This is a genomic window from Nostoc sp. DedQUE04 (genome assembly GCF_034530995.1).
Taxonomy (GTDB): Bacteria; Cyanobacteriota; Cyanobacteriia; order Cyanobacteriales; family Nostocaceae; genus Nostoc.
In genome coordinates, this window is record NZ_JAVRCA010000010.1 from 74,424 (window position 1) to 96,103 (window position 21,680).

Consider the following 21,680-nt stretch of genomic DNA (forward strand, 5'->3'; position numbering starts at 1 on the left):
ATAACACCAAGTTGCCCTAGATAGTATTATTTGCTTTGAAGAAAGTCGTACTGTATCTTTGACACCAAACAAGACTAACTTTGGCAACTTAGTATCATCCAAAATTGGCATAAATAGTATTGTTTGAGATTCTGCTAATATGCATTTGGTAGAAACTTTTAAGTCAAAGTCTAAAAACTACAAGCCAAAATTGCTATAACCTACGCCGTCTCTAGCCAATCATAAATTTGTTCTAATTGCTCTAGAGTAACTAACCCATATTGCCAAAGAATCATTGCCAAAGGACCTGGGTCTTGCTCCCGATGCCGAAGTGCCACCGCTAGTGATGCTGTGGAAATTGCCAAATCTTCTTGCAAAAAATGAATTAGCCGAGAATATTTTGATGGTGACATTTGTATCTCACCTCCTTGTGCAGAATGTATTGTCATATATCAGTTCACCATTACTCGGTAGACAGTAGCTAGTATTTCATCTGTGACTGTGCCGTTTTCGGCCATACACCCCAGCACAGTTTTTGTTAATCTGCCTTCAACAGAGGCTTCTTATAGATGGTCTGAGAAATAAAATTCTCATACAAATCATTCGTTAGCTTATTAAGCAGTATTTTTACTTAATTAAATTGGCTTCATCTTATTTACCTTTGTGTTTTATTTAATTACACAGGTAGTAATAAAGATTCCATAGCCTATACTCTCTTATTGGCGACTATTTACACTTACGCCCAAGGGAATATTTTTGAGACTAAACCTGAAAACTGCGATTTCAGGTTTGAGACAGTAGAATTTTACATTATTACCACAGTTTTTAAATAGTAGCGTTACAAGTGCTGTTTGACCACATACAGTGACATTTTTTACAAAAAAAACATATATTTCGACCGTATAGGCTCTCAACCGAGTAATTACCCAAGTTTTTATCTCCGCAAAGCACTAAAGTTTCAAAACTCAATTTTGAGAATATCGCCCACTTTCAACTTCAATTCGGCAGCTCTTCCAGAACGAAGTTCAATCACCTTATCGATTGGTGTATTGGGGCCATAGGTAGGACAAGGCTCACTTGTACAAGGAGGCGCAGCAGCCTGAATATATTTAACTACACCTTTATGTAGAAATACCATGTCCAGGGGTACAGGTACATTCTTCATCCAGAAACTGACTGGTTGTGCTGAAGGGAATCCAAACAGCATCCCCCGGTCATCTGGTAAAGCTGGTCGATACATCAATCCCATCGCTTGCTGTTTTGGCGTCTGCGCTACCTCTAATTGAATCGTTGTACCATTAGGCACAATGGCTTTAGCGGAAATTGGTAGTTTTTGACCTAAACTCTCTGGTGCTGGAGTTTTAGAATCAGAGGTGGGGCTAGGAGATTTAGCAGTTGTTGGCACAGAACAACCCATCAGAAAAATACTCAGCACTATCGAGAGCAAACTTAGCCGACGAGTCATATAGCTTTTCGATTTTGTTATTTAGACTTCAATTTTACAGTGTTGTAGGCAGAAAAACCCCTTGGCTGGAAGGCACTAGCACCCAAATTTACATTCCCAATCCGAAACTGGGAATGAGGCAAGGAAATAGGCAAACTCCCGCTATAGTATACTAGGATTCTCTTAAAACGTACCCTACGCCTCGCACTGTTTGAATCAGGCGCTTTTGACCTTCATCTTCGATTTTTAACCGCAAGTAACGGATGTACACTTCAATTACATTTGACTCACCCAGAAAGTCGTAACCCCAAACATTTTCTAGAATTTGTTCGCGGGTTAACACTTCACGGGGATGTTCCATTAAGAATTTTAATAGTTCAAATTCCTTCATTGTCAAGTCAATTGGTCGCCCGTTGTGTATGGCACGGCGAGTTGCTATGTCTAAAATTAAATCCCCAAAGCGTAATTGCTCTGTGGTATCTACATCGGGTTTCAAGTAGAGGCGAATCAATTTCAAAAAGTCTTCTGAGCGGTAAGGTTTGAGGATGTAATCATCCGCTCCAGCTTCTAGACAAGCTACACGATCGTCAACTGTATCCCTTGCCATTAAAATCAATACAGGCGATCGCATACCAGTGCTTCTCATATTTTTGCACAATGAGAGTCCTGATTCTCCTGCTAGCATCCGGTCTAAAACAATTAAAGCAGGTTGGCGATCGCGACAGTGTTGTAAACCACTCGTTGCGTCATGAGCCAAAATTGATTCATAACCGGCCTCTTGCAAATCGCAAGAAAGCTGATTTGCAAGGCTCTCATCGGTTTCAATCACCAAAACACAAGGACTTTGAGCAACTGTCATAACAATTTGGGATATTGGATTTGGGATTGTAAAGATATTCCAAAGAAAATTTTTACATCAGTTATAAAGTGCAATTACGAGCTTTTAGTGATGTAGCAATCCTGATTTGACACGATGTTAAGGATGTTTTAGCACGTTCAGGTGTCAGCTATCGAATTCTCGGATGCAATCTTAATAACTAACTCCAAATTCCATATCCATACCAGTAATTCTGGAAGGAAATCAGCTTTCTTGGGCATGGGGCATAGTAGCAGAGGAGAAGTTACACTAAGTTTTTACCCTCTGCCCCTCTGCTTCTTGTGCCCAATGCCCAATGCCAAATGCCCAATGCCCAACGCTCAATAACTATGGCAATTCTACCGAAGTTGGTTTAGCGATATGTGGCAAACCCCAACCTAATTTTTCTCGCAAAATTCGGAAAAACTCAGGCGGTTGCAGGCGAATAAATCGGGCACTATATTGCGATCGCTCCATATATACTCGATCTTCTGGTAAGATATAGCACCCCCCATTGCCATCTACCACCATCACCAGCCGAGGAATATTGACTGGGTAGATATTGACCGATTCAGTATCTGGAAAGACCAATGCTCTAGAAGCTAGGGAATGAGGACAAATGGGTACTAATTGTAAAACAGGTACGCCAGGAGTCACCACCGGGCCACCAGCACTCAATGAGTAAGCTGTAGAACCAGTAGGCGTAGAAACAATCACACCATCTGCGGCAATATCTACTGGCGCATGATGCCCTATGGCAATTTCAAAATGGCACATAGAGGTCAAAGGTTCCCGGTGTAGCACCATTTCATTCAGGCATAGGGCTTCCCATAGCACTGAATCATCCCGAAACACTTTGACATTGAGCATTGCTCGTTCTTCAATTTCATACTCACCTGCCATTGCCTGTTCTAGTGCTTGGGGCAATTGATTCAGGAAAGTTTCCGTTAAAAATCCCATGTGGCCGGTATTCACTGTTAGCAGTGGAATACCACAAGGGGCTACTTGACGAGACGCTGCCAGAACAGTGCCGTCTCCCCCTAATACCACTGCAAACTCCATATCTGAATCAAAACCAGGGGGTGTCAGACCGTCAATGGGGGTGTGGCACACAGGACTCTCCGGGTTAGGGTAGCCCAATATCCCACCGATACTCGATGTGATACATACATTCCAACCGGCTGCGGTTAGCTTGTCTTTCAACTCAATAGCGACACGGCCCGCTATCGGTTTAACGTCATTGTAGATAATGCCTGCTTTCGGCACACTCAAATATCCAAGTTTAGGCGATGCTCTGTATTATGTAATCGTTACACATTTTGGTCATGTAGTCATTAATCTAGAGTCAAAGATCCAGAGTCTAGGGTTTTACGACTAATGTCTGTTTCGTAATGACTATTGACTATTAGCTTTTGAAGACTGTTTAAAAGGAGTTTTTTTAGGTTTTTGCTTTTTATTTTTATTTTTCTGGTAGTCTACTTCTTTGAGTTTCTTCATTATTCGGCTGAAGTACTCTTGGAGATAACTTTCTAGGGTTGTGGTTTGTTGCGGATCTAAACCAAACACTGTGTATACTTCATCCATTGAAGCATTTAACTGTTTACCACTAGCCAATACTTCTGTAAAGGCTAGCCTGTCTGCTACGTTCCATCCCCACTGAAAGAATCGCATTATGCCCCGTACAGCACGCAGTAAGTTTATTGGCATCCGCGTTACTCTGGCATCTTTTCCAGATAAGCGTTCGCACAGGTTGATAATTTCTTCTGCACTCCATGCACGAGTACCGACTACAGGAAAAGCTTGGTTTTCCGTTTCTGGTACACTTAATGCCCGGATTGCAAACTTAGCAATGTCCTGAGTGTCCATATAGGCGATGGGAGAAGAATTACCTGTTACCCAAACTGGCTGTCCTTCCAGAATGGGAATCCCATACTGACCAATTAAACCTTGCATAAACCCAGCTAGCCGCAAGATGGTATAGTTCAACCCTGACTCAGCCAAGAATAGTTCTGTACACCGCTTAATTTCCATTAGCGGCACTTCTGGGTATTTATCAGCATCTAAAATTGAAAAGAAGATAAAACGCTCGACACCCGCGGCTTTTGCTGCTTGAATCAATGCTACTTTGCCTTCCCAGTCCACTTGTTTGATACTTAGTGAATCTGTAGGGCGAGAGGTTGAGGCATCAATAACTTGGGTTACACCAACTAAAGCTTCCGCTAGGGTATCGGGGTAACGTAAATTTCCAGGGACGAGTTCTGCTCCCCATTCTTTAAGGAAAGCTGCTTTTTTACTGCTGCGGACAAGACAGCGTACTTTATATCCCTCATCGATAGCACGACGAGCCACTTGTCTTCCTAAGGTGCCAGTGGCACCGACGATTAATAAAGTCATCAGGGTTGTAATAAATTTTAATGTTTTATGAAAAGAATGTTATCAGAATAACCTATGCAAACAAAAGTTTACATCTTTTCTCAGAAAATCAATTTATTTGGATGGACTCATGAAAAAATAGCTGTCCGATTAACGGACAAGCTTTTTTCTCATTTCGATGAAAAAGGGAGTAGGGAGTAGGGAATGGGGAGAATAATAACTCTTGTACAGACGCGATTAATCGCGTCTCTACTTCTAAGTCAGCACTCAATTATTCTTCTGTGCCTTGAATTTTCAGTAACAACGCGCCTAAGCCCCAGCCTACGAAGATTAAACCGAAAGACAATAGAGCTGCATTCAAAATTTCGCCGCCCATTAGTGTGATTCTCCTTATGCAAATTGGTGTGTAAACTAGGTCTACCAGAAGCTTTTCAACAGTTGCTAGGATTAGACCTGTGTAAACAATTTTAAACTAGTTTAGCAGCTAATCCTTACTGGCTTGGGGGGTAATCCCCATTCTTGGTAGAAGGGAAGATGGGTAAATTGGAACATTTTGATGATAATAATTATGAAGAATTTTTATGTATCAAAATAATCAAGGTGGTTTAATAAATTTTGTGAAAAAGAATCGTCCGCGTTTGGCGCTGACGCTCGGAGATCCGGCGGGAATTGGGCCGGAAGTGATTTTGAAAGCTTTAGCCGATCCAGAAATTCGTCAAAAATATGACGTTACAGTAGTGGGTAACGGAGATTTGCTGGCACAGATTTATTACAAACTGAATTTAACTGAGAATTTAGTAGCTTTGGCAAATCCAGATGAGTTGTCAGTCAGCGATGTGCAGTTGGATGGAAAAATTAAAGATCGAATTATTTCAGGAATAGGTAATGCAGCCAGTGGTGCGGCTAGTTTCGCGTATATGGAATATGCGATCGCTCAAACACTGGCTGGTAAATTTGATGGTATTGTCACAGGGCCGATCGCTAAATCTGCTTGGAAGGCCGCAGGATATAATTATCCAGGGCAAACAGAACTTTTAGCACAAAAATCAAGTGTTGACCGTTTTGGGATGTTATTTGTAGCGCGATCGCCTCATACTAATTGGACACTCCGCGCCTTACTTGCAACCACACATATCCCCCTACGTCAAGTAGCCGATGTATTGACACCGCAGTTGTTGACACAAAAACTGGATTTGCTGGTGGAGTGTTTAGAGAAAGATTTTGGTATATATAGAGGGAGAATTGCGATCGCCGGTTTAAATCCCCACAGTGGCGAACAGGGACAACTTGGACACGAAGAACAAGATTGGTTAATTCCCTGGTTGGAGCAAGAGCGGCAAAACCGACCACAATTGCAGTTAGATGGCCCGATACCGCCAGATACGATGTGGGTTAAACCTGGTCAAGCTTGGTATGGAAATTCTTTAGTACAAAATCCAGCTGATGGCTACTTGGCACTTTACCACGACCAAGGCTTAATTCCTGTAAAGCTAATGGCGTTCGATCGGGCAGTTAATACTTCTATAGGTCTTCCTTTCGTTCGCACTTCACCCGATCATGGCACAGCGTTCGATATTGCAGGTAAAGGAATCGCTGATGCTACGAGTATAAAAGCAGCAATACATTTAGCCGCTGAGTTAGTTAGTCAAAGATTGGCTAAGAAAAATATAGCACAAGCCAACGTGGTTAGGACATTAACAGATGATAAAACTTAGACACAACAAGACTTTTCACCCAATCCCCAGTCACCAGTCCCCAGTCCCTTGCTATAATAAATAATTTTTAAGTGCAGCTTTGCTTAAAATCTTCAAGACACGACCAAATCAGTTCTGAATATGGTTCAGTTAAGCATTTCTTTTTTATTTCGGTGTTATTTGCACTTTTGTGGTAGCCATAAAAACTAGTATTCTAGTCGGGTGCTTCAAACTTATAACCATAGCCTCGCACAGTTTTGATAAACTCCGGTATGCTGGGGTCGACTTCCATCTTTTTGCGAAGTTGACCAATATGTACATCAACTACCCGGCCATCTCCTACGTAGTCGCAACCCCAGATTTTTTGGATTAGCTGTGGACGACTCCAAGCTTGATTAGGATGACTTGCCAAAAAATGTAAGATATTAAATTCTAGTGCTGTTAAGGGAAGAGTTTTATCGTTAAGTGTTACCTCGCGACCCTCTGGATTAATTACTAGCTGCTTGAAAACGATACGTTGTGTTGGGGAGGGATTGATGTAGCGTATCCGCCTCAAAAGAGCTTCTACTCTAACTTCAACTTCTGCAAGACTAAATGGTTTAGTCATGAAATCATCAGCACCTGCGCTTAAGATTTTAATTTTATCAGCCTCGTCAGTCCTACTAGTCAGTATTAGCACTAAAACATTAGTACGACTCTGCATTTCTTGGCAAAGGCTATAACCAGTAACATCCGGCAAATTCCAATCCAGAATTACTAAAGCTGGGTTGAATTGCTCAAACAACGATAAAGCAGTCCTACCATCTGCTGCCGACTCTATTTGATATTTCCGACTTAAAAAACGATAGACAAGATTTCGCACGCCGAAGTCGTCATCAACGATCAGAATTTTGGGAGTAGTAGTAGCAGTAACCATAACCATAATGCTATCTATTTGTAGATTGGGCGATTTGCTGTTGTGCCAGCTTTACGTGTTTCTGTTGAGTACCACCGCTACTGTAGTACTTGTGTACATTTAATTTTCCATGAAGCCGATCGCAACCTCAGCCACGATAGTGCCAATAAAATTTATAATTATGGCATGATTTTTGCATAATTTTGAATTTGTATTGTATAATGTTAAATTTTTAAGTTTTGAATAAGTGTAATTAAAAACCATCTCCGTAACCGCAAATAGTCAAAAGACACATCCAGAAGCGACGGTAATTGCTACAAATTTAAAAGAGTAACGCACTCCCTGGTTAATTAGGTCTCTACAAAGGCTGAGAAACTAACTTATCAGCCAATCTAGATTCTCAACTCTTACTTACTCGACTGTACTATAACCAATAGGTATGTTCTCTTGAAGAAGGTCTACGAAAATCTACCCTGGTGCATTTACATGTAGCTGCCCTCTTAAGCATATACTATACTACAAGTTTCAGCCTGAGCTATGACAAAAAGACTGAAAGCATCACCAGAAGGTATATAGGGCGTCAAAACCAGCTTTAACAGACAAAAGCAATAGCAACAAGAATTGCTCTAGCAATATTATGATGTCAATAACTTGCTAGGAGCTTGTTTCAATAGTACTGCTGACAGCAGAATTAAGAAGTAAAACACCTTTTGTATTTGGGTAAGTATCTAAGCATAAATAAATTTAAAGTTTGTAGTTAGGACTTTAGTCCTAATAATCCTTGCTCTGAGCGATAAATCGCTCACTACAAACTAGAAGTTTCTTTGATATTTAATTATGTCTACCTACTTAACAGATTTCACTTATGTACCTCACAAACTTCTAATCTGCTGTATATAAGTCTACAAGTTTGGCAGGAAATGAAGAGAAATTATTATTAGCGATCGCTGTTAGTAAAAAGGTATCAATTACTATTTTATTGCTAAATGTTTTTTATTTAAAACTAATATTTTATCGATTGATGAGGAATTCAGTAAAAGCTCAAATATCTAAATAACTAAAATATCAAAAAAAGATAAACTTTAAATATATTAAATTAAATTTAAAGAAAATATTGTCTATTCATACTCTCAAAGGGCATTATTTACAATTGATTAATTGGTTGATTTTCGGAAAAATACTCGTCTATCTGAGGAGAGAGTTTGAAAATATTCATACCAGAGAAAGATCAATTGAATATCTTCAGTTCGCTAAATTACTATTAACATCGTCAGCAAGGAAAAATTATGGTTAATAACTTAGTCGGCGGCATCATTCCTCCACAACCACCAATAGAAGCACAAACTGATGCTCATATCCTAAAGAGTCGTCTGGAATGGGGCGAACCAGCTTTTACAATCCTGGATGTGCGCGATCGCGCTACCTTCAACGAAGGTCACATCATGGGGGCAATGCCAATGCCAGCAGATGAATTGGTAGAGCGTGCAGTAGCTTCTTTAGATAAGAGCCGTGACATTTACCTTTACGGTGATAATGAACAAGACACTGCCCAAGCCGCACAACAACTGCGTTCTAATGGATTTGAGCATGTCTCCCAACTCAAAGGTGGTCTTGGCGCATGGAAGGCGATCGGCGGCCCAACAGAAGGTATTGTTGAATCAAAAACTGCCGCAGGTGCAGATGAGTACAATGTTGTAGATCGGCTAAAAAACCACGAAGAAAATCTGCAAAAGGGCGGTACTAGCGTCACGGATTCCATTAAACAGGGAGCAAGTAACCTTAAGGAAGGCATTCAAGAAGGAGCAAGTAACCTTAAGGAAGGCATTCAAGAGCAAGCAAATAACCTCAAGGAAGGCGCTCAAGAGCAAGCAAATAACCTCAAGGAAGGCGCTCAAGAGCAAGCAAGTAACCTCAAGGAAGGCGCTCAAGAGCAAGCAAGTAACCTTAAGGAAGGCATTAGTGAATCTACTTCTAGAGACACCAATGATTCCAATGTTGGCTCTTAGGTAAAAAATACAGCAGAATTCAGAATTCGGGAGCAAAGCCAAAGACGCTCCGCCAAGGCGTCAGAATCCAAAAGTAAAAGAGGCTTTATATATACCCGGCTTTGAGACTAACCTTTGTGTATTCCACTAACTTGAAATCTGCTGTAATTTAGTATAAGGGTTTGTAGTAAGCACTTTAGTGCCTGGGAAAAAATAACGACTTTAGTACTTACTACGAACCTGCTTATCTATCAATTTCAACTTGACATATAACTAGTAGGAATTGACGATCAATAAAAATTTCTTGTCACTATTCCCTATTCGATTAGTGTTCAAATAGATCCTTGAATTGCAATAAATCTAAGGAAACTATAGTTGGTAGAAACTCAAAACATTCTTGAGCAATTTGCCAACGTTCTTCTCGTTTCAGCATTTGTATTAACTTCTGCTGCACACTAAGTAAATAGCGTACATCGTTGGCAGCATAGCTTAGTTGAGCTTCAGATAAGCTAACGGCGTTACCCCAATCAGAACTTTGAGAGCTTTTATCTAGTTCCACTTGTTCTAACTCTTGTACCACGTCTTTGAGTCCGTGGCGATTTGTATAAGTACGGGCTAATTTACTGGCAATTTTAGTGCAAAAAATTGGCCGTACCTGAATACCCAGATTGGCTCGCAAAGTGGCCAAGTCAAATCTAGCAAAGTGAAACACTTTCACGACATTGACTGCTTCCAAGAGTTTTTTTAAGTTGGGGGCGTCAGCTTGTCCTTTAGGTATGCGGATTGCAGTTACTTTCCCTTCAAGATTGCACAGCTGGACGAGACACAAGCGATCGCGCAACGGCAGCAATCCCATCGTTTCTGTATCAACTGCGATCGCTGTAGATTCTAAATACTGGCTAAGGGCTGCGTCACTGAGATCGCGATCGCTCACCTGAAAATCTGGTAATGTCATCAATTGTTCAAAAATAATAGCAGTGTCCAGCAGAAAAAAGTCTTGTCAGACACTACATTATTATTGTGCAAAAAATCAGAAATTAAATCTACCTAGTGCGAAAAAACATCTGTGTCAGGTAGACTTCGCCTTGATTATTAGTAGCAACGCCAATTCCAGTCAAGTTGTAATTTCCTTTAAGATTCTTTAGGTGTCCGGGACTTTTGATCCAACCAGTAACAGCTTCCTCTACGGGGTTGCTATATCCCCGGTTAAAAGCAACATTTTCTGCTGCACTGTTGTAGCGAATCGGAATAGCTTTGACTCGCCCTTCAAATCCCTGATGGCTAAATGGGGTTTTACCTTTAGCCATATTTTGACTATGAATTCTTGCCTGTCGAGTTAAATTTGCATTTAAAGTCAACTTTGGCAGCCCTTTAGAAGCCCGATATCGATTAATTTGGTCAAATACTGATTTTTCTAGCTCAGTAGTTTTAAAAGTAGGAGTCGATATTGCAACTTGACTAGAAAAAAGCGACAACAGCTTATTACGGGTGGATGTATTCGTAGAAGTATGATTTGGTATCGGAGCAGTCGTTAATCCACTAGCAAGGACAAGCGCACTTAAAGCGATGCCAAAAGCAGTTTGTCGGAACATGGAGAATTGCGTAATGTGTAGAGATATAAGACTTCTACTCTACCCTATTGTTCCAAGGATATATACCACAATACTATTAAGTAATGATGAATTTCGGCAATTTGGCTACATCCTTTACAAGTAACACAAACAATAATTTCCAATTGTCAGTACTTCAATAGGTCAGCTTCATGAAAATCATGGTTAATTTTGCTAATAATTTCAGATTGTCATGAATTATCTAGCAAAAGCTTTAGTAACAGGTTAAACTCTGAGGAATTTACGAAAAAACCTAAACTTTACCAAATCTAACGCTATGTGCGATTTTTACTCAAACCTAATCTCCTTGCCTAACAATAAGGAATAGGTAGAATTCAAAGCCTCTCTCTTTTTGCAGGCTATCCATTAGTCATATCTTTCTTTACAATCTTGACACGCTTGTTGTGTAAGGCATCTTAAGCACTGAGGTGTGTGGCATACTTGACAAGTTAGCTCTTCTTCTCGCTAAAAGCAGGTTTTTATTGAGAATTAACGACGAACGAATCAGGGTTATAAAAAACGTGAGTGAATACTCTTACAAATTTTGAAAAAGATCCGGGTAATGGATAGCTCTTTGCAGGAGAGAGCAATGAAAGTTAGGTCAGAATATTAAGTTGCACATCGCGTCCAACCTATTGGCGAATGAATATTTGTGTGAAGTAGATTGCGCCTTGACTGTTTTTAGCAACACCAATCCCCGTCAGATTATAATTACCTCTGATATTAGCAAGATGCCCTGGACTTTTGAGCCAGCCTTGAACAGCCATTGTGGCAGGATCGCCATATCCCTGGTTGTAAGCGACATTTTCAGCAGCCGATCTGTAAGAAACACCGGTTGCATTAAGACGTTGTGAAAATCCATTATGTCCAAAGGGAACAGTACCATTAGCCATGTTCTTACTGTGAAGCCTAACTTGATTATCCATAGCAGAATTACGAGTTAGCGCTGGTAGCCCTTGGGAAACTCTGTAGTTATTGATTTGGTTAAAAATCGACTGTTCTAGAGCAGCAATGTCCGTACTAGATGCTGCAATTTGATTAGTATTATTCGATACGTTTGAAGACACAGGCGTACAAGTTGGATTTGTTACAGAAGTAGCGATCGCTCCACTACTGAGAGCAAGAGTGCCTAAAACAACGCTGTAAACTATTTGTTTGATCATTTGTTGGCTGTAAAGTTTTAGACAATGTAACCGACTAATATCAATGTGACAAATTGCTTATAGGTTTAAATTGCTCTAATTGTGGGCTTTTTTGCTCAAAAACTACTAACAAGCGTTAAAATGCACGATCTAACGCAAAATTGATACTATTTAATCAATATTTGTCTTCTAGCATTAGTATAATTATTTTTATTTAAGATTTCGTATTTAGACTGTCATATAGTGTAATTACTAGATTTATTTGAATTTATGAGTTTTAGATTATGCATATTCATCTTCATAAATTCAGCTATTTTACTGTACTTAAGTATATTAGATAGCTTTTTTGATGTTAAAAAAACAGTAAAAACCGATTGTGGTAGTTGAAGATGCGGAATGTCTGATAAAAAATGGCTGGATTTATTCAGCCATTTTTCTACGTGATTTTAACTAGCTTTTGGGAAGGGTTTCTAACTCTTCTTGTATCACACGCAACACCCGTGCAATATATTCTGCACGCCACTGTTCCCGTTCCTTGGTTACTTTGACATCCGGCTCGTAAGCTTCAATTTCACTAGTCGATAAAATACCTTTCACCTCTAGCAACCGTTCGATGGTGTCTAGCCGCTCATGCAGCACGGACACCTCACCAGTCAAGGCCATGACGATCGCTAACAATTTATCAGTTTGCGGATTTTCTAAGTAAACAGGTCGTTTACCCTTGGCTATTTTTGTCATCCTGATACCAATTCTCCAAAAATAAGACTAGACATACAAAATGAGGAAAGCCAGAAAAAATCTGACTTTCCCAATTACAAATTATTGTCTTCGTAGCAGGCCATAGCCTATTACGAATTACAAAATTTTCTCTGCTTACTTAGTTGCAGCAACCACAAACCACGTGCCTTGGGTGGCTGAGTTACGATTTTGAAACATACCATTAGTTTCTTTTGCTTTCCATGCCCCATTCGGGACAAATTTCTCGAATGTCTTATCTGCTGCAAAACCAGCCTCAGTAACTAGCGGCACCAAATCTAAATCGCGTACAGCACTCCAGAAAGGTTCATTGTTGTTAGCGGTTTCCCAATCATAAATAAACTGTGTATAAACATCCATGTGACGATAAAGGGGTGCTTCTAGATGAATCATCATGCCACCAGGAGCCAGTAGACGATAAGACTCTTGCATAACTTTACGCACAGATGACGGAGGGATTTCATGCAGCAAAATGTGAGAAACCACTAAATCAAATGATTCATCAGGGAAGTTAGTATGTTCGGCATTTTGCTGAGAGAAGTGTACCCGTTTTCCCAAGGCTTCGGCTCTTGCATGAGCGTAACGCAGTATAGATGCGCCTATATCTATAGCATGGACTTCTGCATCTGGGAAACCATCGACATAAGGTAATGTGCTATTGCCAATAGAACATCCCATATCGAGGATTTTTCTCGGTCGAAAGTTGGGAAACTCTGCTAAAAGGTAGTTTTGGACTAAAGATAGCCCCATATCATCGTTGAGCGGCCCCAACCAACCTAGTCCATAAACGTAAGCGCCGCGATCGTAGGTTGCACCGGCTGCGACATCATCAGCAGTGAATTCACTGTGATATCCTCCGGGCATACAGTGAATGTCTACAGCCTTTTGATAAGCAGGTATTTGAAAATTTGGATCGAGGGTTAAAGTACCCAGTTCACCACCCTTATTTTTGGCACGCTCAATCAACTCAGGCAGTTCTCTGTCAACGTTGGCATTTACAGCATCCCATAACATTTCCTGGTTGATGCGCTTCAGGGCACTAGTCCAGCGATAGTAGGGTTCGTGCTGCATTACTTCCCGAATTTCATAACGATTTTCGGGAGGGCGCTGATGTTCTTGTTCAAACTTCGGCTTGGCTAGTTTTTCATAAATTTCTTTATTACCAGGAGTGACATTCTTGAAAATGTGCATTTTCATAGTTTGCACAAAGTTTTGGCGTGCCAACTCGTCGTGAGTAGGTTGCGGTAACATTGGGTGTTGGAATTGTTGAGCCATGATTGCTTCCTCCCAAAAATTTGAGCTATATTTACGCTGGATATAATAATTTGGCTACCGTTTGTACATCTTTGTCACCACGTCCAGAGCAGTTAATTACAATCCGAGGACTGCCGATTAATTGAGGACAGAGGGTTTCGAGATAAGCGATCGCATGGGCTGTTTCTAATGCCGGGATAATCCCTTCCAATTTCGCTAATCGCTGGAATGCCGCCAAAGCCTCGGCATCCGTCACGCTATAGTATTCAGCGCGACCAATATCTTTCAAATAACTATGTTCTGGCCCCACACCGGGATAATCTAACCCCGCACTAATTGAGTGTGCCTCAATGATTTGCCCATCTTCATCTTGCAGCAGGTAGCTCATTGCTCCGTGCAATACACCAACTCGTCCTTTTGTCAAGGTTGCGGCGTGTTTTTCGGTATTGACACCTTCGCCGGCTGCCTCAACCCCAATGAAGCGTACAGAAGACTCATTAATAAACTCATAAAATAGTCCCATCGCATTGGAACCACCACCCACACAAGCCAAGAGAATATCAGGTAATCCACCCCACTTTTCGATTGCTTGAGCGCGAGTTTCTTCGCCGATTATTGCATGGAAATCACGTACCATCATCGGGTAAGGATGAGGCCCTGCTACCGAACCCAGAATGTAGTGAGTTGTTTCTACATTTGTCACCCAATCGCGGATTGCTTCAGAAGTAGCATCCTTCAAAGTTCCGGTTCCCGCCTCCACCGGACGCACTTCTGCCCCCATCAACCGCATTCTAAACACATTTAAAGCTTGGCGTTCCATGTCCTGAACGCCCATGTAAATTATGCATTCCAGCCCAAAACGAGCGCAAACTGTAGCTGTAGCCACTCCATGTTGTCCAGCACCCGTTTCGGCAATAATCCGTTGCTTACCCATGCGTTTAGCCAACAATACTTGACCAACAGCATTATTGATTTTGTGAGCGCCAGTATGATTTAAATCTTCACGTTTCAAGTAAATTTGTGGCCCGGTGCGATCGGGTCTAGCATAATGAGCAGTCAGGCGTTCAGCAAAATACAATGGTGTCGCACGTCCTACATAGTCTCGTAACAACTGCTGTAGTTCTGCTTGAAAACCAGGGTCATTGCGGTATTGCTGATAAGCTGTTTCTAGTTCAGCTAGGGCAGGCATGAGCGTTTCAGGTACATACTTACCGCCAAACTGTCCGAAGCGGCCGAGTGTATCTGGAACCTGAGCAGTTGAACTTGGAGATAGGGGAGTGGTAGTCACAGGCTGTTTTTGATGACGGGAATCACTTAATTATAGAAAAGTCTGAAGCATATCTGGGGAATGGGGAATTGGGAATAGGAGAATAATAGTCCTAAAGACTTAGCTTGGTGAAGCTTTGCTTATAGCGTTTCTCGCTTGGATGCAATACAGTTTGACCTCACTTCCATTCCTCTCTCCTAAAAGGAGAGAGGCTTTGAATCTTACTCCCCAACGCTAGTAGGGAAGGGGCTGGGGGTTAGGTCTGTATTTCATACAATTGAGAACCGCTATATTCTCATGCAGAAGATGGGAACGAGAGTAATGCCATTGTTTCGACTAACAATGGCATTGCAGGTCAAAGAACTTGTGAGTAAACTGTAGTTTTCTTCCTGCGTCGGGAATGGGATTAGGTTTCGCCCTCTTCTTTTCCAGATGACGCGAAAAGTCAGCAAGAGATTAACCCAATGCGGACTTTAATTCACTTTCCGCTTGTGCCAATGCATCTGGTAATTTACTTGCATCGCGTCCGCCAGCTTGGGCTAAATTTGGTCTTCCACCGCCGCCGCCACCGCAAATTTTAGCGATCGCACCCACAAATTTACCAGCTTGCAAACCTTTTTTGTTCACTTCTGGACTAAAAGCTGCAACTATACTTACTTTCCCAACTTCTGGAACAGAACCCAGCACCACTGCACCGTTACCAATTTTTTGCAATAAACGTTCGGCTGCGGTTTTCAATGATTCTGGATCGACATCTTCTAATTGGGCGACAATAATTTTATGCTCGCTTACGGTTTGGGCTGTTTGTAGCAAGCTGTCTGATTTTGCGATCGCTAGCTGTACCTTTAAGGTTTCTAGTTCCTTCTGGCTATTTCTCAGTTCGCTTTGCAGACTTGTGATTCTGTCTGGTAATTCTTCGGGTTTAACTTTAAAGCGATCGCTCAAATCTTTAACTACTTTATCCCGCAGATTCAGATAATCTAGGATTGCTGGCCCCGAAACAGCTTCAATCCGCCGTACCCCAGAAGCCACGCCAGCTTCCGAGATAATCTTGAAGACGCCAATTTCAGCAGTATTACTTACGTGAGTTCCACCGCATAGTTCCATTGATACGCTAGGAAAGTCAATCACGCGCACTTCCTCACCGTATTTTTCGCCGAACATGGCAACAGCACCCCTAGCTTTCGCCTCGGCTATTGGTAATACTTCCACTTTCGCAGCATGAGCCTCAGCAATCCAAGTGTTCACCTGTTCTTCAACTTGTTGAACTTCCTCTGCTGTCAAAGCGCGGGGACAGTTGAAGTCGAAGCGCAACCTATCAAAGGAAACCAGAGAACCTGCTTGAGATATACCCTCATCAACAATTTTTTTCAATGCCGCTTGCAATAGGTGCGTTGCGGTATGGTTAGCTTGGGCGCGACGGCGACAAGCCGGATCGATTTGGGCTGTAACATTATCGCCTACGCGCAGTGTACCGCGTTCGATGCGTCCGAAGTGAACAAAGAAATCAGATTCTTTTTTCACGTCTTCAACGCGAACTACAATACCATCACCGGAGATATAACCGCGATCGCCAATTTGTCCCCCAGATTCACCATAAAATGGCGTTTTGTCAAGGACAATTTGCACCTCTGTCCCCGCTTCTGCTTCCTCTTGAGAAACACCTTCTACCAAAATCGCTTCGACTTTTGCCGTCGCTGCCGATTGGGTATAACCTAAAAACTCGGTGACTTGGATGTGTTCTGCTAATTTATCGAGGGAACCTTGTACAGTTAAATCGATGGTTTCATGTGCGCCTCTACCTCCTTGTTGTTGGATTTCCATTGCTTTCTGGAATCCATCAACATCAACTGTTAAGTTGTTTTCCTCAGCAATTTCTTGAGTAAGTTCAAAGGGGAAACCGTGGGTATCGTAAAGAGTAAATGCACTTTCACCGCTAATTTGAGTTTCCCCTCGTTGTTTCACCTCTTGAATGATTTCTTCTAGGAGTTTTTCGCCTCTATCCAGAGTTCTGAGGAAATTAGACTCTTCCCGTTGCAACTCAGCTTTAATTGCTGCTTCTCGTTGGCGCACATTGGGGTAAGCTGATTCGGAAAGAGCGATCGCAGTTTCAGCAACTTGGGTAGTAAATTCTCCAGAAATCCCAATTAATCGCCCATGACGCACTACCCGCCGAATTAATCGCCGCAGCACATAACCGCGTCCGACATTGGAAGCGCGAATTTCATCAGCAATCATGTGGATGACAGCACGAACGTGATCGCCAATGACTTTTAGGGAAGTTTTAGTTTTTTCATCACTGCTGTGGTAATCAACACCAGCAATTTGCCCTGCTGTTTGGATGATTGGAAAAATCAGGTCAGTTTCGTAGTTATTGGGCACTTTTTGGAGAATTTGCGCCATTCTATCCAAACCCATGCCGGTGTCGATGTTTTTGTTTTGTAGCGGCGTTAAATTCCCGGAAGCATCCCGGTTATATTGCATAAACACGAGATTGTAAAACTCAATGAACCGGGAATCGTCTTCTAAATCTATATTTTCGTCACCCCGTTCTGGGTGGAAGTCATAATAAATTTCGGAACAAGGCCCACAAGGCCCAGTCGGCCCAGATACCCAAAAGTTATCATCTTCGCCCAAGCGTTTAATTCTCGCTATCGGCACACCGATTTTATCGCGCCAGATTCCAAAGGCTTCATCATCATCTTCAAAAACACTGACGACAAGATTTTGGGGGGAAAAGCCAAAGACTTGCGTGGAGATTTCCCAACCCCAAGCGATCGCTTGTTCTTTAAAATAATCACCAAAGCTGAAATTACCCAGCATCTCAAAAAAGGTGTGATGCCGTTTGGTGCGTCCGACATTTTCGATGTCGTTGGTGCGGATACACTTTTGCGAAGTCGTAGCCCGCTTAAATTCTGGTGTGCGCTGCCCTAAGAATATTGGCTTAAATGGTAGCATCCCCGCGATCGTCAGCAGTACAGTTGGGTCTTCTGGCACGAGGGAGGCACTTGGGAGAATTTGGTGTTCCCGTTGAGCAAAGAAGTCGAGAAATATGTTGCGAATTTCGTTACCGCTTAGGTACTGGGGATTTGAAGACATAGGTGTTTTTAACTTTAGACTTGAGACTTAGGCGTAGCGGCACTAGGTAGGTGTATTTTCATAAATAGCTTTATATATTCTTGCATTTTGTTTCATATTACTGCCAGCGAATTCTGCCATTGGGCGATATATATGCAGTTACTAGGATGCTATTAAGCTACTATCTCACTTTGGCAGGATGTCCATAGGCGTAGCCCGTTGTTAACATCGCATTTTAATGCTTAAAATTAATCATTAAGAAATACTTTAAAAATCCCATACTGAGGTAGCAAATGGCACTAAAACTGAAAGTATCAAATATTGCTTTTGAGGGATGTGCAAAAATAATTACTAGGTTATGGAACCTGAAGTCAAAGTGGATGTCGATATTAACGCTAAAACTGTCACGGTGGAGTCCGAGGCTTCTGAAGACTCCACCAAACAGGTAATTGTTGCTGCTGGTGGTTACGCTGGAGAAGGTTATCGATCGGATTCCAGCTTTTCACAGAAGAAGTTTAGACTTTAATATCTCAAGCGAGACTAACAAAATTTTTTTATATTTTCCGCCTGTAGAAAGGCGGAATAGAAATAACTTCCCCAAATTAGTAGCAGGTTTTGACATAATTTTTTTATTTAGCTTTGTTTTCTAAATTTATGATGTTACAGCTAATAAAAAAGACGTGAATTAAGTAAATAGGCAAATCTAGATAAAACCTCGGCAGAAATATTTTATTTCTCCTGCTAACGCATTGTTTTTTGGGGACAAAATTTTAATTAAATTATAAATTTTTACCCAACAGCTTCTGTCTTTCTTTCGATGGGAGTTCAGCCCCAAAAAGCTCCTGTACATAGCAGGATATAGTTTTGCGGTGTATATTATATATTATTTTCAACACTTTCTTAATATGCGATCTAACCCTAGCTTATAAATAAAAAAGCTAAAAATTTTTATGGGAAATAATATTTTGAATTGCATAATAGAATTTCGGATTTTATAACTCAATTAAAAATTTTATATTTTCTTTATTTTTTTACTTGAAAATAAATTTATTTACCTAATGCAATGGTTATTACAAACTATTTGTTTCGGTATTTTCATCATGTGAATAGTACTTAAGAACCCAGAATTATAGTTTTTATACATTTAAATAATATTCAGTATTTTTACTGTTTTAAAAATAAACTGTAAAGAAGACATTAGTTATTAGAGAGGAATCTTTCCGAAACGGTAGTAGTAAACATAAAGTCTTCAAATGAGATTAAGTTTGGAATTTCACTATCTAATCGATGCTTAAAAAACAAGATGAAAAAATATAATTGAGCCTAAAACATAATATTTAGTATTAGACGACAAAAGCAGTAGTTACCCAAGTGAATTTATTTAAAATTTAAATAGGATAAAAAATAAAGCAATGAATATTTCTATTCTGATCTTTGGAAAAAATAATTTTATCGCCACACTTCCAGATCAGATCCGTTATGCGACTGCTTTTAGTGTAGAAGTTATAGACAATTTGGATCGAGCAGTGGCGCGGATTAAAACAACACCCCCCGATATAATCCTGGTGCAGGCTAGCCTGGATAGTAGTATGGAACTCTGCGGTTGGTTGAAAGATCAAACAAAACTATCGTGGATATATTGTATTCTTTTCGAGGATCGTTCCCAGCAGCTTACCGATCGAAATAAAGGTTGGCATAGGGAATTGGAAATGAGTGCTGCGGCACTAAAGCAAGGAGCCGATGCATATATTTGGCATCTTATTGAAGAAAAAACAGACTATAGCTTGGCAGAGTTGACTGCCAATCATGGACTAATACTTGCTCAATTGACAGTTGGTTTGCGGAAAGCACAAAAATACCGAGATTTGATTCGGACAAATGATATGTTATCTGCGATCGCCTTAGCCGATTCGTTGACAGAATTAAATAATCGTCGTGCTTTAGAATGGGACTTACCAAGGCAAATTCAAAGAGCCAGGACTCAAAAAACTTCCTTGAGCTTGATTATTCTAGATGTAGATCATTTTAAGAAAGTTAACGATACTCATGGGCATTTAGTAGGCGATCGCATTTTGCAAGTATTATGTCAGCGTTTGCGCCATAATCTGCGCTGCCAAGATACAGCATTCCGCTATGGTGGCGAAGAATTTGTAATTCTTCTAGCTAACACTACCGATGACGAAGCACTATTAGTAGCACGTCGTCTCAATCGCGTAGTCAGCGACGAACCATTTGCCCTCAACAATAAACTGACAATTAATATCACCATTAGCCTGGGTACAGCCTCTCTGCAAGCTGAGGATGATGAGAAAGGAGAGAGTCTGCTATATCGTGCCGATCAATGTCTGTTACAGGCTAAAAATTCTGGGCGTAATCGGGTGATTAACTCCAGCTACCTATCTCATCATGGCTCACATTTGAAAGTTGTTTCTTCGTGAAAGTGAGGAACGTCTAATCAGATATTGAATCATGAACGGCTCAAATTAACAATTTATTTGGATACTAATCTTACTTTCAAAGGTGCGATCGCCTGAATTAAAGTTTTTATTCATACATTTAATTCTACATAAATATCCTGGTGTTAGTTAGACGGCGTTCTCTGTTTGGGAATACTGAGAATTAAAGATAGTCTAAACAGTGGTGTTGAAGGTGGGGTCGAATAGTGATTGCCACAGGTTGAGTGGGTTATCTTTATATGTGTTGATTAGTGCGGAGGTATATACATGAGGATAACTGCTGAAGAGTTGTTGCAGCGATATACTGCTGGGGAAAGAGATTTTACTGGGGTTGATTTGAGTTGGGCTGACTTGAGTGGTATCAATCTTACTGGAGCTAACTTGAGTTTTGCCAATTTGAGTAGTGCTAATCTCATCAGTTCCAATTTGAGTGGTGCTAATTTGTTTAGAGTCAGGTTGGATAATGCGGAATTGGTTGGTGCTAACTTCGCTGGGGCTGATTTGAGAAGAGCCAAGTTGGAAAGTGTTTACGTAAGAGGAAGTGCTAACTTCGCTGGGACTGACTTCAGAGATGCCTCCCTGACTGTTCTTTTCGAGGGCGTTAATCTGACGGGGGCTGACCTCAGTGGTGCTGATTTGTATCGGTCTTGCCTGGAAGATACTATCTTGAGGGATGCTAACCTGACTGGTGCCGATTTGACTAACGTTTCTTTCAGGAATGTTGACTTTACCAATACCAATTTGATGAATGTCACCAATATGAGTTTTGACAGTCATGATACTGTTATTCTCCATAACACCACTATGCCAGACGGCAGTATTATCACTGCTAACCGTTGGAGTGGGTAAGGAGTAAAAATTATTCAGTAAAAATTTGTCAGAAATTTTTGA

General features: G+C 41.0%; 19 protein-coding genes and 1 pseudogene. 6 read left to right on the forward strand and 14 right to left on the reverse strand.

Annotated features, from left to right (window positions below; all coding sequences use genetic code 11):
* Positions 1-200 precede the first annotated feature (200 nt).
* From RM049_RS09420 to RM049_RS09445, 6 genes are all read right to left on the reverse strand, one after another.
* Positions 201-428 carry a DUF2949 domain-containing protein gene (locus tag RM049_RS09420; RefSeq protein ID WP_292736094.1) on the reverse strand — a complete coding sequence of 76 codons (228 nt, stop codon included), beginning with the start codon at positions 426-428 and terminating at the stop codon, positions 201-203.
* Positions 429-937: 509 nt separating this feature from the next.
* Positions 938-1,444, reverse strand: a complete 507-nt coding sequence (locus tag RM049_RS09425; RefSeq protein WP_322671399.1) for a DUF192 domain-containing protein — start codon at positions 1,442-1,444, stop codon at positions 938-940.
* A gap of 151 nt (positions 1,445-1,595) precedes the next feature.
* Complete coding sequence (gene nblR / locus RM049_RS09430; RefSeq protein ID WP_099103317.1) at positions 1,596-2,282, reverse strand: response regulator transcription factor NblR; 687 nt, start codon at positions 2,280-2,282, stop codon at positions 1,596-1,598.
* Positions 2,283-2,627: 345 nt separating this feature from the next.
* A complete protein-coding gene (locus RM049_RS09435) occupies positions 2,628-3,545 on the reverse strand; it encodes an NAD(+) kinase (RefSeq protein ID WP_094352564.1) in 918 nt (305 codons plus the stop codon).
* A gap of 129 nt (positions 3,546-3,674) precedes the next feature.
* Positions 3,675-4,673, reverse strand: a complete 999-nt coding sequence (locus RM049_RS09440) for an SDR family oxidoreductase (protein ID WP_322672493.1) — start codon at positions 4,671-4,673, stop codon at positions 3,675-3,677.
* 250 nt (positions 4,674-4,923) lie between these two features.
* Positions 4,924-5,028 carry a PetM family cytochrome b6-f complex subunit 7 gene (locus RM049_RS09445; protein WP_094344256.1) on the reverse strand — a complete coding sequence of 35 codons (105 nt, stop codon included), beginning with the start codon at positions 5,026-5,028 and terminating at the stop codon, positions 4,924-4,926.
* Positions 5,029-5,233: 205 nt separating this feature from the next.
* Between RM049_RS09445 and pdxA the strand changes: the two genes are divergently transcribed.
* Entirely contained in the window at positions 5,234-6,367 is a 1,134-nt protein-coding gene (gene pdxA, locus RM049_RS09450) for a 4-hydroxythreonine-4-phosphate dehydrogenase PdxA (protein ID WP_322703992.1), read from the forward strand.
* Positions 6,368-6,560: 193 nt separating this feature from the next.
* On the opposite strand, the gene RM049_RS09455 is transcribed toward pdxA, so the two are convergent.
* Complete coding sequence (locus RM049_RS09455; RefSeq protein WP_322672491.1) at positions 6,561-7,268, reverse strand: response regulator transcription factor; 708 nt, start codon at positions 7,266-7,268, stop codon at positions 6,561-6,563.
* A gap of 36 nt (positions 7,269-7,304) precedes the next feature.
* On the opposite strand from RM049_RS09455, the gene RM049_RS09460 reads away from it, so the two are divergent.
* Positions 7,305-7,442: a hypothetical protein gene (locus tag RM049_RS09460; RefSeq protein WP_322672490.1), complete on the forward strand. Its 138-nt coding sequence runs from the start codon at positions 7,305-7,307 to the stop codon at positions 7,440-7,442.
* Between the two features lie 1,085 nt (positions 7,443-8,527).
* Positions 8,528-8,974, forward strand: a pseudogene (locus RM049_RS09465) (rhodanese-like domain-containing protein); the annotation flags it as partial.
* 577 nt (positions 8,975-9,551) lie between these two features.
* Here the strand turns inward: RM049_RS09465 and RM049_RS09470 are convergent.
* The 7 genes from RM049_RS09470 to alaS all read right to left on the reverse strand — a co-directional run bounded on the left by RM049_RS09470 (position 9,552) and on the right by alaS (position 18,354).
* Positions 9,552-10,181, reverse strand: coding sequence for a ribonuclease D (locus tag RM049_RS09470; protein ID WP_322703993.1), 630 nt, complete (start codon positions 10,179-10,181; stop codon positions 9,552-9,554).
* Between the two features lie 88 nt (positions 10,182-10,269).
* A complete protein-coding gene (locus RM049_RS09475; protein ID WP_322672488.1) occupies positions 10,270-10,818 on the reverse strand; it encodes a CAP domain-containing protein in 549 nt (182 codons plus the stop codon).
* Positions 10,819-11,468: 650 nt separating this feature from the next.
* Positions 11,469-11,999, reverse strand: coding sequence for a CAP domain-containing protein (locus RM049_RS09480; RefSeq protein WP_322703994.1), 531 nt, complete (start codon positions 11,997-11,999; stop codon positions 11,469-11,471).
* A 429-nt stretch (positions 12,000-12,428) separates the two neighbouring features.
* Positions 12,429-12,716, reverse strand: a complete 288-nt coding sequence (locus RM049_RS09485; protein WP_322703995.1) for a hypothetical protein — start codon at positions 12,714-12,716, stop codon at positions 12,429-12,431.
* A 135-nt stretch (positions 12,717-12,851) separates the two neighbouring features.
* A complete protein-coding gene (locus tag RM049_RS09490; RefSeq protein WP_322688089.1) occupies positions 12,852-14,009 on the reverse strand; it encodes a class I SAM-dependent methyltransferase in 1,158 nt (385 codons plus the stop codon).
* 31 nt (positions 14,010-14,040) lie between these two features.
* The gene (gene trpB / locus RM049_RS09495) at positions 14,041-15,276 is read right to left on the reverse strand and encodes a tryptophan synthase subunit beta (protein WP_322703996.1); all 1,236 of its coding nucleotides are present in this window, start codon (positions 15,274-15,276) and stop codon (positions 14,041-14,043) included.
* Between the two features lie 435 nt (positions 15,277-15,711).
* Positions 15,712-18,354: an alanine--tRNA ligase gene (gene alaS / locus RM049_RS09500; protein ID WP_322703997.1), complete on the reverse strand. Its 2,643-nt coding sequence runs from the start codon at positions 18,352-18,354 to the stop codon at positions 15,712-15,714.
* Between the two features lie 337 nt (positions 18,355-18,691).
* Here alaS and RM049_RS09505 point away from each other — a divergent pair, with 337 nt between their 5' ends.
* The 3 genes from RM049_RS09505 to RM049_RS09515 all read left to right on the forward strand — a co-directional run bounded on the left by RM049_RS09505 (position 18,692) and on the right by RM049_RS09515 (position 21,638).
* The gene (locus tag RM049_RS09505; RefSeq protein WP_416212627.1) at positions 18,692-18,859 is read left to right on the forward strand and encodes a hypothetical protein; all 168 of its coding nucleotides are present in this window, start codon (positions 18,692-18,694) and stop codon (positions 18,857-18,859) included.
* 886 nt (positions 18,860-19,745) lie between these two features.
* The gene (locus RM049_RS09510; RefSeq protein WP_322703998.1) at positions 19,746-20,771 is read left to right on the forward strand and encodes a diguanylate cyclase; all 1,026 of its coding nucleotides are present in this window, start codon (positions 19,746-19,748) and stop codon (positions 20,769-20,771) included.
* A gap of 285 nt (positions 20,772-21,056) precedes the next feature.
* Positions 21,057-21,638 carry a pentapeptide repeat-containing protein gene (locus tag RM049_RS09515; RefSeq protein WP_322688085.1) on the forward strand — a complete coding sequence of 194 codons (582 nt, stop codon included), beginning with the start codon at positions 21,057-21,059 and terminating at the stop codon, positions 21,636-21,638.
* The last annotated feature ends 42 nt before the right edge of the window (positions 21,639-21,680 follow it).

Coding starts and splice junctions, on each gene's coding strand:
- RM049_RS09485 (WP_322703995.1), bottom strand. CDS start 12,716: ATGACAAAAATAGCCAAGGGTAAACGACCTGTTTACTTAGAAAATCCG.
- pdxA (WP_322703992.1), top strand. CDS start 5,234: ATGTATCAAAATAATCAAGGTGGTTTAATAAATTTTGTGAAAAAGAAT.
- RM049_RS09480 (WP_322703994.1), bottom strand. CDS start 11,999: ATGATCAAACAAATAGTTTACAGCGTTGTTTTAGGCACTCTTGCTCTC.
- RM049_RS09515 (WP_322688085.1), top strand. CDS start 21,057: ATGAGGATAACTGCTGAAGAGTTGTTGCAGCGATATACTGCTGGGGAA.
- nblR (WP_099103317.1), bottom strand. CDS start 2,282: ATGACAGTTGCTCAAAGTCCTTGTGTTTTGGTGATTGAAACCGATGAG.
- RM049_RS09425 (WP_322671399.1), bottom strand. CDS start 1,444: ATGACTCGTCGGCTAAGTTTGCTCTCGATAGTGCTGAGTATTTTTCTG.
- RM049_RS09455 (WP_322672491.1), bottom strand. CDS start 7,268: ATGGTTATGGTTACTGCTACTACTACTCCCAAAATTCTGATCGTTGAT.
- RM049_RS09505 (WP_416212627.1), top strand. CDS start 18,692: ATGGAACCTGAAGTCAAAGTGGATGTCGATATTAACGCTAAAACTGTC.
- RM049_RS09490 (WP_322688089.1), bottom strand. CDS start 14,009: ATGGCTCAACAATTCCAACACCCAATGTTACCGCAACCTACTCACGAC.
- RM049_RS09470 (WP_322703993.1), bottom strand. CDS start 10,181: ATGACATTACCAGATTTTCAGGTGAGCGATCGCGATCTCAGTGACGCA.
- RM049_RS09445 (WP_094344256.1), bottom strand. CDS start 5,028: ATGGGCGGCGAAATTTTGAATGCAGCTCTATTGTCTTTCGGTTTAATC.
- RM049_RS09420 (WP_292736094.1), bottom strand. CDS start 428: ATGACAATACATTCTGCACAAGGAGGTGAGATACAAATGTCACCATCA.
- alaS (WP_322703997.1), bottom strand. CDS start 18,354: ATGTCTTCAAATCCCCAGTACCTAAGCGGTAACGAAATTCGCAACATA.
- RM049_RS09510 (WP_322703998.1), top strand. CDS start 19,746: ATGAATATTTCTATTCTGATCTTTGGAAAAAATAATTTTATCGCCACA.
- RM049_RS09440 (WP_322672493.1), bottom strand. CDS start 4,673: ATGACTTTATTAATCGTCGGTGCCACTGGCACCTTAGGAAGACAAGTG.
- RM049_RS09475 (WP_322672488.1), bottom strand. CDS start 10,818: ATGTTCCGACAAACTGCTTTTGGCATCGCTTTAAGTGCGCTTGTCCTT.